The organism is Cobetia sp. 14N.309.X.WAT.E.A4, from assembly GCF_030397495.1.
In the GTDB taxonomy this organism is placed as follows: Bacteria; Pseudomonadota; Gammaproteobacteria; order Pseudomonadales; family Halomonadaceae; genus Cobetia; species Cobetia marina.
The window spans coordinates 1-12,614 of sequence record NZ_JAPNXT010000004.1; the positions used below are offsets into that span (position 1 = coordinate 1).

A 12,614-nucleotide genomic window follows, 5' to 3' on the forward strand; every position below is an offset into this window, starting at 1 on the left:
TCTTTCACCGCTGGTAACGCCATGCGTCCCCGGCAGCGGATGCGTACTTTACGCACGATCCGGGCTGAGGGCAAGGGCTTTTTCCATCGATTGTCATTTCGAGGACATGCGGGCGACACCTATTCTCTCATCACCTCTTCTTGCTCCTTTGACCTCGTCTCGCCGTCGCTTGCTGACACCTTTCTTCCCTGGCCAGAAACACATTCGGCCCCGCCAGAAATGGCGGGGCCGAATGGTCGGTCAGACATCTCGCGTCGGATCAGCGAGTCACCGTCACACGTGCGTAGCGCTTCTTGCCAGCCTGGATGACGATGGCCGTATCGAAAGGCGCCATGTAGGAAGGCTCGATCACGTCTCCATCGACTTTCACGCGACCATTCTTGAGCATGTCCTTGGCCTGGGCGCTGTTGTTGGCCAGACCTGAACGATTGAGCACGGCGGCGATCGGCGCGACCTCTGCCCCTTCAAGGCTCACGGTGACATCCGGCATGTCCGCGGGCAGCTCACCTTCTGCCAGCTGGTTGCCACTGGAGAGGTGAGCCGTGGCAGCCGCCTCTTCATCGTGGAAACGCGCCACCAGCTCGCGAGCCAGCTCCATCTTGATGTCGCGCGGATTGGCGCCATTCTCGATGCTGGCCATCAGCGCCTTCACTTCCTCCATGGGGCGCAGCGAGAGCAGCTCGAAGTAACGCCACATCAGCGAGTCCGGCATGGAGACGATCTTGTTGAACATCTCGCCCGGACGGTCATTGATACCGATGTAGTTGCCCAGCGACTTGGACATCTTCTGCACGCCATCCAGACCTTCGAGGATCGGCATGGTGATCACGACCTGCGGCTCCTGGCCACGCTGGCGTTGCAGCTCACGGCCCATCAGCAGGTTGAACTTCTGATCGGTACCGCCGAGTTCGATATCCGCCTCCAGCGCCACGGAGTCATAGCCCTGGATCAGGGGATAGAGGAACTCGTGAATGGAGATCGGCTGGTTGCCGGTGTAACGCTTGTCGAAATCATCGCGCTCGAGCATGCGAGCCACCGTGCTGGAAGCCGCCAGTTCGATCATGTCGCTGGCAGAGAGCTTGCTGATCCATTCGGAGTTGAAGGCGATTCGCGTGCGATCCTTGTCGAGAATCTTGAAGACCTGCTCCTGATACGTCAGGGCATTGGCCTTCACGTCCTCTTCGGTCAGCGGCTTGCGCGTCACGCTCTTGCCGGTCGGATCACCGATGCGTCCGGTGAAGTCCCCGATCAGGAAGATGACCTCGTGGCCAAGATCCTGCAGCTGACGCAGCTTGTTGATCAGCACGGTATGCCCGAGGTGCAGGTCCGGCGCCGTCGGATCGAAACCCGCCTTGACCCTGAGCTTGCGTCCGGACTCGAGCTTCTTGATCAGCTCTTCCTCGACCAGCACCTCATCGGTACCGCGCTTGATGATCTCCAGCGCTTCCACTACTGACTTGTCGCTCATCCTGCCCTCTCTGACCGTTGCTGCTCCCCTCGTAACGGGGCATGTTGGCCGAGAATGTTAGCATGACACGCAGACCATGCACCCCTGCTCTGCCTCTGGCCATGAGGATGCCAACCAGACTTCCGCGACTCGGGGGCGCACGGCAGACTCGCTGACCCACGTTTCACTGCCCGGGAGATCTCCATGGCGCTTTACCTCGGCCTGATGACAGGCACCAGCCTCGACGGCCTCGATGTCGCCCTGCTCGATATCGAACCCCATCAGGACTGCACTGCGCTGCGCGAGCACATCCGCTTCATCGACGGTCTGGATCTGCCGCTTCCGGAACCCCTGCGCACTCGCCTCTGGCGCCTGATGCACGAGGACCATGCGCATTTTCGTGATCTTGCCGCAGCCGAGCAGGCGCTGGCCGAACTGGCCGCCGACGCGATCCGCCAGCTGCTGTCTCGCCAGCGACTGGCACCGAAAGACATTCGCGCCATCGGCAGTCATGGACAGACCATCGAGCACCGCCCGCATGGCTTCAGCGATCAGCCCTGTCAGACGCCTTACACCCTGCAGCTCGACAACCCCAGCCTGCTGGCCGAGCTGACCGGCATCCCCGTGGTGGCAGACTTCCGCCGCAGGGATCTGGCGGCCGGTGGGCAGGCAGCGCCTCTGGCGCCGGCATTTCACTCAGCGCTGTTCGCTCAGCCAGACCAGTGGCGGGGACTGCTGAACCTTGGGGGGATCGCGAACCTGACATTGCTCCCGCCGCTGGACTCGCAGGCGTCAGTGATCGGCTTTGATACCGGCCCGGCCAACTGCCTGCTGGATGCCTGGCATGCACGCCATCAGGGGGCCGCGATTGATCCTCAGGGCAGCTGGGCCGCCAGCGGCCATGTCATCGAGGAGCTGCTGGATCGTCTGCTCAGCGCGGATTACTTCACTCGACCGCTGCCGAAGAGTACCGGACGCGAGGACTTCCATCTCGACTGGCTGGAGCAGCACCTGACAGGCAGCGAGGCCCCTGCCGATGTGCAGGCCACCTTGCTGAGCCTGACGGTAGAGAGCATCGCGCGTGCACTTGAGCATACCGGCGTATCACTGGCGGGACTGACACCCTGTGGTGGCGGAGCGCGCAACACCGCCCTGATGGCCGCGCTCGAACAGCGCCTTGCGCATGCAAGCCACCCCACCGGCCTGACCACCTGCGCCTCGCTTGGCTGGAATGCCGATCTCCTCGAAGCCAGCGCCTTCGCGTGGCTGGCCGCCCGCAGAGTGCTGGAGCGCCCCGGCAATCTCGTCAGCGTGACGGGAGCACGCGGCCCCAGAGTCCTGGGGGGCCTCTACGCACGCTGACCCATCGCGCGCAGACATGAAAAAGCCGCGCTCCTGGCAAAACAGAAGCGCGGCTTCGTCGAGTACCTGAGACATCTACCGTCGCAGGCCAGATTCTCCACGGACTTCAGCCATCGTCGTCCTGCAGCGAGAAGCGACTGGCGGCATTCATCACATCCAGTTGCGCTTCCTGAGCACTGTCGGAATCGCCGAACTTGATCATCAGACGCAGGTCATTGGCGGAATCGGCATGCGCCAATGCCACCTCCTCGGTGATCAGGTCCTGCTGATGCAACGCATAGAGCGATTGATCGAAGGTCATCATGCCCTGTTGCTGGGAGCGTTTCATCACGTCCTTTATCTCCACCACCGCCCCCTTGCGGATCAGATCGACGATCAGCGGCGAGCGCAGCATCACCTCGATGGCCGGCACTCGCTGTGCGCCATTGCCACTCTTGTGAGGCAGCAGCTGCTGGGCCACGATGCCCTTGAGATTCAGTGACAGGTCCATCCATACCTGTTCGTGACGCTCTTCCGGGAAGAAGTGGATGATGCGATCCAGCGCCTGGTTGGCGTTGTTGGCGTGCAAGGTCGCCAGACACAGGTGACCGGTTTCCGCAAAGGTCAGCGCATGCTCCATGGTCTCACGCGAACGGATCTCGCCGATCATGATCACGTCCGGCGCCTGGCGCAGCGTGTTGCGCAGCGCCACCTCGAAGGAATCGGTGTCGATCCCCACTTCGCGCTGGGTCACGATGGAGCGCTGATGGGGATGGATGTACTCGATCGGATCCTCGATGCAGATGATATGGCCACTCGAGGTCTGGTTGCGGTGCTGGATCATCGAGGCCAGCGAGGTCGACTTGCCGGCACCCGTGCCCCCGACGAAGATCACCAGACCACGCTTGGTCTCCGAGAGACTCTTGATGATTTCCGGCAGGCGCAGTTCTTCCAGGCTGGGAATCGACAGCTGGATGCGACGGATGACCATGCCCATCTGGCTACGCTGATAGAAGGCGCTGATCCGGAAACGCCCCACCCCCGGCAAACTATGGGCAAAATTGGCCTCACGCTCCTGTTCGAAGCGCTCTCGCTGCATGTCGCTCATCGGCGCAAGCACCAGTTCTCGCACCTGATCGACACCGAGCTTCTTGTCACCCAGCGCCGCCATTCGCCCATTGACCTTCATCTGCGGCGGAGTCCCCGTCGAGATGAAAAGATCCGAGCTGCCCTTGCTGACCATCAACTGCAGGAGTTCCTGCAGCCATTCATGAGGAGTCATGAGCCGTGTCCCGATCCACTCTGTGAAGTCACATTCAAACTACGGTTTTATTATCGTTTATCGCAACGACCATCCGTCCCGACGAAGACAACGCCCGTGATGGTCTTCAGGCGTGCCGTCTCGCCTGTCTCGACCTGGATTCGGCCATGGGCATTGCCCTGTCACTGATGTCGTCTGGCAACACCACTGCACGGCCGTCGCGCACTATCCCAGCAGCCCCTTGGCCTTCGCTTGCGCGTCTTCGCTGGTCACCAGCCCCTCGGCCAACAGTCGCGTCAGCGCCGAATCCAGCGTCTGCATCCCCAACGCACCACCTGTCTGGATGGAGGAATACATCTGCGCCACCTTGTCCTCACGGATCAGGTTGCGGATGGCAGGAGTGGCAAGCATGATCTCGTGCGCTGCCACGCGCCCGCCGCCCACCTTCTTGAGCAGCGTCTGCGCGATGACCCCTTGCAGGGATTCGGACAGCATCGAACGCACCATCGCCTTCTCTTCGCCCGGGAAGACGTCGATGATGCGGTCGACGGTCTTGGTCGCCGAGGTGGTGTGAAGGGTGCCGAAGACCAGGTGCCCGGTCTCGGCGGCCGTCAGTGCCAGACGGATGGTCTCGAGATCTCGCAGCTCGCCGACCAGAATGACGTCCGGGTCCTCACGCAGTGCCGAACGCAGAGCCGGCGCGAAGCCGTGGGTATCACGATGCACTTCACGCTGGTTGACCAGGCAACGCTTGGACTGGTGGACGAACTCGACCGGGTCCTCGATGGTGAGAATGTGGTCGTACTTGTTCTCGTTGATGTAATCGATCATTGCCGCCAGCGTGGTCGACTTGCCCGACCCCGTCGGACCGGTGACCAGAATCAGGCCACGCGGCAGCATGCACATCTTGCGAAACGCCTCGCCGAGACCCAGATCTTCCATCGTCAGCACTTCCGACGGGATGGTACGGAAGACGGCACCCGCCCCCCGCCCCTGATGGAAAGCATTGACACGGAAGCGCGAGACGCCCGGAACCTCGAAGGAGAAATCCGTCTCGAGGAACTCCTCGAAGTCGCGACGCTGCTTGTCGTTCATGATCTCGTAGATCAGCGCACGCACCTGCTTGTCATCCATCGAAGGGACGTTGATGCGTCGTACGTCACCATCGACGCGAATCATCGGTGGCAGGCCGGCGGACAGGTGCAGATCCGATGCGTTCTGTTTTGCCGAAAAAGCCAGCAGTTCGGTAATATCCATGCAGATCCCTCGCGAAGACCGAAGCTCTTGTACCAACGAGTCCCGTGGACTCGGGTGTAAGTGTGATGTGGCTCTTCAGCAGATGGTGCGGTGGATATCATGACGAACGCCCTATCCAGCCCATACTACCGGTGGCGCCCACGACGCCGAGCCATCAACCGTGAAGATATTTCGCAAATTCTGGAGCCGAGCCGCATGACTGCAGTCCCCGACGACGAAGCTTGTGTTACTCAGTGTATCCTAGAGGCCCGTGCGCGGCTGGGAAAGGCACTGCTGGCAAGTAAACGCAACGTAGAGGCAGCCCGGATACTGGCGGTGAGCAAGACCAAGCCCGACCGGATGATTCGTGCTGCCTGGCGCAATGGCCAGCGGGCCTTCGGCGAGAACTATCTGCAGGAAGCGCTGGACAAGCAGCAGGCGCTGTCGGACCTCACCGATATCGAATGGCACTTCATCGGCCCCATCCAGTCCAACAAGACCCGCGCGATTGCCGAACACTTCTCTTGGGTACATGCCGTCGAGCGTGAGAAGGTGGCTCGCAGATTGAGCGAGCAACGCCCCGAGACCCTGCCGCCACTCGACATCTGTCTGCAGGTGAACGTCTCCGGCGAGGCCACCAAGGCAGGCGTCACACCCGAGGAATTGATTGCCCTGGCCGAGACGGTGCTGGCACTGCCCAACCTGCGACTGCGAGGCCTGATGGCGATTCCCGCCCCCGCCTCATCCGAGGCTGACCTGCAGGAAAGGCAGGCGCCCTTCAGGACACTGCGCGTATTGCTGGAGCAGCTGCAGGCTCGCTTCCCCGCGGCCCGCTACCCTCAGGCCAAGCTCGACACCCTGTCCATGGGCATGAGTGGTGATCTCGAGGCCGCCGTCGCCGAAGGCGCGACGCTGGTCCGTCTCGGCACGGCCCTCTTCGGAGCGCGTGACTATTCCAGCGCCCACTGAGACCACTCACTGACGCCGCCCGCACACGATTCACGCACGCCACTGACGCATGCGCAGCCCGCGGACGAGTCACCTCCGGCAGCCTCGGACGCACGGTTCACTGCCACGAACGTCACTCTCGCGAAGCAGCCGCGGTAAAGTGCACAGACTCACCGCTCGCCGGCCCATCCCATCCGAACGATCAGGAGCACCGCATGACGCACCAGACCTCCGCCACTCCCCGCACCATCGCCTTCATCGGTGCCGGCAACATGGCCAGCGCCATCTTCGGCGGCATGATCGAGGCCGGCTATCCGGCAGACCGCATCATCGCGACGGCCCGTTCACGCGATACCCTCGAGGCGCTCGAGCAACGCTACGGCGTGACCACGACCCAGGACAACGCTGACGCCGTCGCACGTGCCGATGTCATCGTGCTGGGCGTCAAGCCCCAGATGATGCATGACGTCTGCCAGGCCCTGGCGCCTGCCGTACAGGAGCGCAAGCCGCTGGTCATCTCGGTCGCGGCCGGCATCACCTGCGACAGTCTCGAGCGCTGGCTGGGGGGAGAGCTTGCCATCATCCGCTGCATGCCCAATACCCCCTCGCTGGTGGGCGTCGGTGCCAGCGGCCTCTACGCCACCTCGCGCGTGACCGATGAGCAACGTGCGCTGATGGACGAGATGCTGACCGCGGTCGGTATCGTCGAATGGGTCGAGGAAGAAGGTCTGCTGGAAGCGGTCACCGGGATTTCCGGTTCCGGCCCGGCCTACTTCTTCCTGTTCATCGAAGCGCTTGAAGCCGCCGGTATCGAACTGGGACTGGATGCCGAGACGGCGCGCCGACTGGCGATCCAGACCGGACGCGGCGCCGCGCAGATGGCCTTCACCAGCGAGCACGAGCCGGCAGAGCTGCGTCGCCGTGTCTGCTCGCCGAATGGCACCACCGAACGCGCCATCAACAGCTTCGAGGGAGATGGCCTGCGCGAGATCGTCAGCCGTGCAGCCAAGGCGTCCAGCGCAAGGGCTGCAGAGCTGGCGCGTGAGCTGGACCAGTAACCCCAGTGGCGGGATTGCCACGCCACGAGTGGCAGCGTGCAGAGCGCCTGACTGGCAGCCCACTCGGGAAACCGCCATCATGCTGCGTTCATCTCGGATTGGCATGCTGATGGCATGACACGCCGACACCAGATTCGCGTCCTCAACTCACCGTCTTAAGGAAGGCCCCATGGGTGCTATGGGTAACATCGGACTTCAGCTGGTCACCATCCTGCTGCAACTGTTCGTCTATATACTGATGCTGCGTTTCCTGCTGCAGTTGTCTCGTGCAGATTTCTACAATCCGGTCACCCAGTCGGTGGTCAAGGCGACCAATCCGCTGGTGGCACCGCTGCAGGGCATCCTGCGCCCGCTGGGGCGCTTCGACATCGCCACACTGGCGGCCGCCTTCATCGTCGTCAGCCTGGCGCTGGTCGCCATCGGCGCGCTGTTCGGCGGCATGCTGCCGATCGGCTTCATCGCGCTGACGGCACTGGGCACCATGCTCGACAGCATCATCAACATCTACTTCTTCGCCTTGATCGCGATGATCATCCTGTCGTGGGTCGCCCCCCAGGCCAACCACCCGGGCGCCATCCTGGTCCATCAGCTGGTGGACCCGATCATGAAGCCGGTGCGCAAGGTGATCCCGTCGATCGGCATGCTCGATCTGTCGCCGATCTTCGTGTTCATCGCCCTCAACCTGATCGGCAGTCTGGTCAGTCAGACGCTGCCGACCATCGGCATGCTGCGTAGCGTCTTCGGCTGATACGCACGCTCCTCCCTGCCAGACGTGACATCGCCGCTTCGCGGTGTCCCTCCAGGCGCCCGCAACGGAACCTCCGCTGCGGGCGCCTGTGCTTCCTGCCTGTGCCACTGGCTCACGCGCGCCCGACGCTGTGCTAGAGTGATCCCTCGGCCGAAGCCAGAACCACGGTGCACGAGACGCCCACAAGGCGCATCACCGCGGCTTCGCGCCCCGGACACGGGCTCTGCCCGAACACTCTGCTGGACATGATGCTGGAAACCTTCACCACGATGCCTGATTCCCTTCCCCCGGATTCGGTCGGTCTCGTCACGCCCCGGACTGCCCACTTCGATACACCGCTGGAGCTGGCCTGCGGCAGACGCCTCGAACAGTACTCGCTGGTCTACGAGACCTATGGCGAGCTGAACGCTGATGCCAGCAACGCCCTCCTGATCTGCCACGCCCTGACCGGACACCATCACGCCGCCGGCTACCACGCGATGAGTGATCGCAAGCCCGGCTGGTGGGACGACTACATCGGCCCCGGCAAGCCCATCGATACCTCACGCTTCTTCGTCATCGCGCTGAACAATATCGGCGGCTGTCACGGCAGTACCGGCCCGACCTCGATCAACCCGGAAACGGGCGAACAATGGGGCCCCGATTTCCCGCTGGTGACCGTGCCGGACTGGGTCGAGAGTCAGAAGCGCCTCGCCGAACGTCTCGGCATCACGCGCTTCGCCGCGGTGGTCGGTGGCTCACTGGGCGGCATGCAGGCACTGCAGTGGGCGATGGATCATCCCGAGCGCGTCGGGCACGTCGCCATCATCGCCTGTACCCCCAAGCTCTCGGCGCAGAACATCGCCTTCAACGAAGTCGCGCGCCAGGCCATCCGCTCGGACCCGGAATTCCATGACGGCTGGTACTCACGCGTCGATGCCGTGCCCAAGCGCGGTCTCAAGCTGGCCCGCATGGTCGGTCACATCACCTATCTTTCCGAGCACTCGATGGGGACCAAGTTCGGGCGTGACCTGCGCCAGGACCGCCTCAACTTCGGTTACGACGTCGACTTCCAGGTCGAGAGCTATCTGCGCCATCAGGGCGACACCTTCTCCACCGCCTTCGACGCCAACACCTACCTGCTGATGACCAAGGCACTCGATTACTTCGACCCCGCCGCCACGGCCGGCGATGATCTGGCCGCGGCCATGGCACCGATCAGCTGCCCGGTACTCGTCGTCAGCTTCACCACCGACTGGCGCTTCGCTCCGTCACGCTCGCGCGAGCTGGTCAACGCCATGATCCATGCCGGCAAGAACGTCAGTTATGCCAACATCGATTCTCCTCACGGCCATGACGCCTTCCTGCTGCCGGGAGAGCGCTATCAGGCAGTGCTGGGCAACTTCCTGACCCGCGCATACGACAAGGCCTGCAACGCAGCCTCTCCCCTGCACACCGCTCCCCAGGAGGCCAGCCATGCGTAACGACCTCGCCCAGATCCACGACTGGATTCCCGAAGGTGGCCGCGTGCTGGATCTCGCCTGTGGGGATGGCACCCTGCTGGCCTCGCTCAAGGAGACCAAGGGGGTATTCGGCTACGGACTGGAGATCGATCCCGACAACATCAGCGCCTGCGTGGCGCGCGGCGTGAACGTCATCGAGCAGAACGTCGATGATGGTCTGGCCAATTTCGCCGATGACACCTTTGATCGCGTGGTGATGTCCCAGGCCCTGCAGGTACTGCGCCGCCCGGACCGTGCGCTGGAAGAGATGATGCGCGTCTCACGTGAAGCCATCATCACCTTCCCCAATTTCGCCTACTGGCGTCACCGCCTGCACCTGGGGCTCAAGGGGCGCATGCCGGTCTCCAAGTCACTGCCGCACGCCTGGTACGATACCCCCAACATCCACCTCTCGACCTTTGCGGACTTCGAGCGGCTGTGTCGTGCCCAGGGCCTCAAGATCATCGACCGCGCAGTCGGCAATGGCGATCACGAGCCACATCCGGCGGCGACCTGGTGGCCGAATCTGTTCGGAGAGGTGGCCATCTTCCGCGTCTGCCGCGACAACTGTCCGCCCGACAAGCGCTGATCACACTCGCCACACCGCCTTTGGAAAGACGGCCGACAGGGAGTCCCTGCCGGCCGTTTCGCGTCATGACGCCGCCAATTCTCCCCGCGCTCTCCCCGCGCCGCGATAGCGTTGCGCTATCCGGGCCATGCACAGACAGTCGCAACTAAAGTCTATATACTTTCGGGGTAAACGCAGCTGAGGATCACGGCTCGCACTTCCGGTGAGGTGCGCCGGCATCCCGAGGAGAGAGTGCATGAACTTCCATACCCGCAAATGGGTCAAGCCCGAAGACCTCAACCCCAACGGCACCCTGTTCGGTGGACGTCTGCTGGCCTGGATCGACGAAGAAGCGGCCATCTACGCCATCGTCCAGCTGGGGACTTCCCGCGTGGTGACGAAGTTCATGTCGGAGATCAACTTCGTCTCCAGTGCGCGCCAGGGCGATATCATCGAGCTGGGCATCACCGCCAGCGCCTTTGGCCGCACGTCCATCTCGCTGTGCGTCGAGATCCGCAACAAGATCACGCGTGAACGCATCCTGACCATCGACCGCATCGTGCTGGTCAGTGTCGATGCCGACTTCAAGCCGGTGCCCCACGGACGCACTCGTATCACGTATATCGAGGATCGCTTCCGCGAGCAGGCCGGCAGCAACGACAGCCAGGCCAATGACGCCGACGGGGATGCCACGCCGCAGAAAGCGGCCCGTCGTCGTGCGGAAGGCCAGGTCGACGTCAAGAGCGGCTGAGCGCAGCCCGGCTGAGCGCAGCCCGACTGATCGCAGCCCGACTGAGCGACGCGATGCAAGAACGCAAAAGGCACCTCACAGGAGGTGCCTTTTTTCATGCCAGCGTTGCTCGCCCGGCCCGCTTTCTCAGCCCGGCAGATCCGGCGTGGCGATATCCGCCGCCTCACGCAGTCCCGCACAGGCATCCTCCGTCTGAGCGACGGCCGGGGTGAACCACACCAGGTCATACGCCGGGGCCGCCCCCGCACTTTCCGGAAGATAGTCATCGAGCTGGGTCAGCGGCTGACCTTCCTCCCCCCAGGCCACCGGCATCAGCGCGATGGAGAGCGAATCCCGGGTCAGCCAGCGCGGCACGCCGATATCGCGACGCGCATGGCCACTGCCGGCCACCAGCAACGCCGTGGCATCGCGATTGGCCAGCGCCTCGAGACGCTCCGCCATCTGCTGATCACGCGCCAGCTGGGCACGCAGCAGACCATCCAGGCGCTCTGCCCCCAGCAGACCACAGTGGCCTTCATCCAGCGCCTCGCGCTGCAGCCTCAGCACGGCCTCCGGCAGTGCTGGCGCCGTCTGGTCCTGGGCCATCACCGCGCGCACCTGCTCTCTGGTCAGACTGGCGGACGACAGGGGGGCGCCGCTGTCCAGCACACCACGCAACACGCTCGAGTAATCGGTGAATTTCCAGCGTGCATCCCATGCCAGCAGGCGCATCAGCTCCTCATCCGGCAGGCCCGCCACGGCCAGCGAGGTGCGATTGACCAGTGACAGCGCCGCATCCTGACGGGAATCCAGCATTTCCATTGCCACGCCACCCAACTGACGACGTGCCGCCAGTGCATCGATCAGCCAGCGCTCCAGCAGATGATGATCCGGGTTGTCATGATGCTCTCCCAGCAGCACCAGCGGATGCGCCTGCGCCCAGTCCACCAGTGCCGCCGGTGACAGGCGTCGATTGCCCTGCGCCACGAGAATGCTGCCCAGCAACGGATGTGAGGCGTCGGGATCATGCCAGGCAGGCAAGGGCGGAAGCGGCCCCGGCGGCGCCTGAGCCGCCTGCAGCGCCCCGCTCCCCAGCAACGAGAGACCGCCGGCGCCGGCGACCAGGCCAGCCAGCAACTGGCGACGCGTGAGGCCTGCCTGCCCAGCTGGGGCAGGACGGAGGAAGGCGGGACGATGAAATAGCGACATGAAGATAACCAGGCGTGAAGAAAGGCGATAATGGCCAACGGCGACACAGTCCATCGCGCACGGAAGGTCGAGCACTGCCAGCGGCAGCCGAGCATTCCCTGCTGGCCGTCATTGCCCCATGATACCCGATGCGAGCCCCCTGATGCCCGAACGCACCGCGTTCTTCACCAACGCCTCTCGCCCACTCAGAGGAGAACCGCATGACACGCCGCCTGCTCCGCCTGCCGCTGCCGGAGCTGCGCATCGGCTGCAGCCTGCCGATCAGGCTCGAGGATGGCCGCCCGGCCATGCTGATCCGGCTGGCCGATGGACTGCACGCCTATCTCGACGCCTGTCCCCACCGCGGCAGCCGCCTGATCGCTGACCCCGCCCATGACAAGCGCGAACACCGCGACCCCTATCTGGACGCCACCGGCGGACTGATCCTGTGTCATCGTCACCAGGCCTGCTTCGAGCCGCAGCAGGGCCTGTGCCTCAGTGGCCCCTGCACGGGGCAGCGACTGACCGCGCTGGACGTGACGATCGAGCGGCCTGACGGCTCGCCGGCGCAGCTGGTGCTGAAGAGTCGGCACTGAAGTGCCCCGCGA

The 12,614-nt window shown here is 63.6% G+C and carries 12 protein-coding genes; 8 read left to right on the forward strand and 4 right to left on the reverse strand.

Going from position 1 to position 12,614, the window contains the following annotated elements; all coding sequences use genetic code 11:
* Window positions 1-259: 259 nt before the first annotated feature.
* On the reverse strand, window positions 260-1,468 hold the full coding sequence (tyrS, locus tag OW493_RS06895; protein WP_084209468.1) for a tyrosine--tRNA ligase: 1,209 nt from the start codon (window positions 1,466-1,468) through the stop codon (window positions 260-262).
* 183 nt (window positions 1,469-1,651) lie between these two features.
* Here tyrS and OW493_RS06900 point away from each other — a divergent pair, with 183 nt between their 5' ends.
* Window positions 1,652-2,809 carry an anhydro-N-acetylmuramic acid kinase gene (locus OW493_RS06900; RefSeq protein ID WP_289863710.1) on the forward strand — a complete coding sequence of 386 codons (1,158 nt, stop codon included), beginning with the start codon at window positions 1,652-1,654 and terminating at the stop codon, window positions 2,807-2,809.
* A 106-nt stretch (window positions 2,810-2,915) separates the two neighbouring features.
* On the opposite strand, the gene OW493_RS06905 is transcribed toward OW493_RS06900, so the two are convergent.
* Together OW493_RS06905 and OW493_RS06910 are read right to left on the reverse strand one after the other, a co-directional pair.
* Window positions 2,916-4,070: a PilT/PilU family type 4a pilus ATPase gene (locus OW493_RS06905; protein WP_289863711.1), complete on the reverse strand. Its 1,155-nt coding sequence runs from the start codon at window positions 4,068-4,070 to the stop codon at window positions 2,916-2,918.
* A gap of 204 nt (window positions 4,071-4,274) precedes the next feature.
* The gene (locus OW493_RS06910; RefSeq protein WP_084209471.1) at window positions 4,275-5,306 is read right to left on the reverse strand and encodes a type IV pilus twitching motility protein PilT; all 1,032 of its coding nucleotides are present in this window, start codon (window positions 5,304-5,306) and stop codon (window positions 4,275-4,277) included.
* 195 nt (window positions 5,307-5,501) lie between these two features.
* Here OW493_RS06910 and OW493_RS06915 point away from each other — a divergent pair, with 195 nt between their 5' ends.
* From OW493_RS06915 to OW493_RS06940, 6 genes are all read left to right on the forward strand, one after another.
* Window positions 5,502-6,254, forward strand: a complete 753-nt coding sequence (locus tag OW493_RS06915; protein ID WP_289863712.1) for a YggS family pyridoxal phosphate-dependent enzyme — start codon at window positions 5,502-5,504, stop codon at window positions 6,252-6,254.
* Between the two features lie 194 nt (window positions 6,255-6,448).
* The gene (gene proC, locus OW493_RS06920; RefSeq protein ID WP_084209472.1) at window positions 6,449-7,291 is read left to right on the forward strand and encodes a pyrroline-5-carboxylate reductase; all 843 of its coding nucleotides are present in this window, start codon (window positions 6,449-6,451) and stop codon (window positions 7,289-7,291) included.
* A gap of 169 nt (window positions 7,292-7,460) precedes the next feature.
* On the forward strand, window positions 7,461-8,039 hold the full coding sequence (locus OW493_RS06925) for a YggT family protein (RefSeq protein ID WP_289863713.1): 579 nt from the start codon (window positions 7,461-7,463) through the stop codon (window positions 8,037-8,039).
* A gap of 269 nt (window positions 8,040-8,308) precedes the next feature.
* The gene (locus OW493_RS06930) at window positions 8,309-9,502 is read left to right on the forward strand and encodes a homoserine O-acetyltransferase (protein ID WP_077379977.1); all 1,194 of its coding nucleotides are present in this window, start codon (window positions 8,309-8,311) and stop codon (window positions 9,500-9,502) included.
* Window positions 9,495-10,109, forward strand: coding sequence for a methionine biosynthesis protein MetW (gene metW / locus OW493_RS06935; protein ID WP_077379447.1), 615 nt, complete (start codon window positions 9,495-9,497; stop codon window positions 10,107-10,109). The genes OW493_RS06930 and metW overlap by 8 nt, the downstream gene beginning before the upstream one ends.
* 235 nt (window positions 10,110-10,344) lie before the next feature.
* A complete protein-coding gene (locus tag OW493_RS06940) occupies window positions 10,345-10,839 on the forward strand; it encodes a hotdog domain-containing protein (protein WP_077379450.1) in 495 nt (164 codons plus the stop codon).
* A gap of 126 nt (window positions 10,840-10,965) precedes the next feature.
* Here the strand turns inward: OW493_RS06940 and OW493_RS06945 are convergent, their stop codons facing one another.
* Complete coding sequence (locus OW493_RS06945; protein WP_289863714.1) at window positions 10,966-12,027, reverse strand: ChaN family lipoprotein; 1,062 nt, start codon at window positions 12,025-12,027, stop codon at window positions 10,966-10,968.
* A gap of 200 nt (window positions 12,028-12,227) precedes the next feature.
* On the opposite strand from OW493_RS06945, the gene OW493_RS06950 reads away from it, so the two are divergent.
* Window positions 12,228-12,602 (forward strand): Rieske 2Fe-2S domain-containing protein, encoded by a 375-nt coding sequence (locus OW493_RS06950; protein ID WP_289863715.1) that lies wholly within the window; start codon window positions 12,228-12,230, stop codon window positions 12,600-12,602.
* Window positions 12,603-12,614 lie beyond the last annotated feature (12 nt).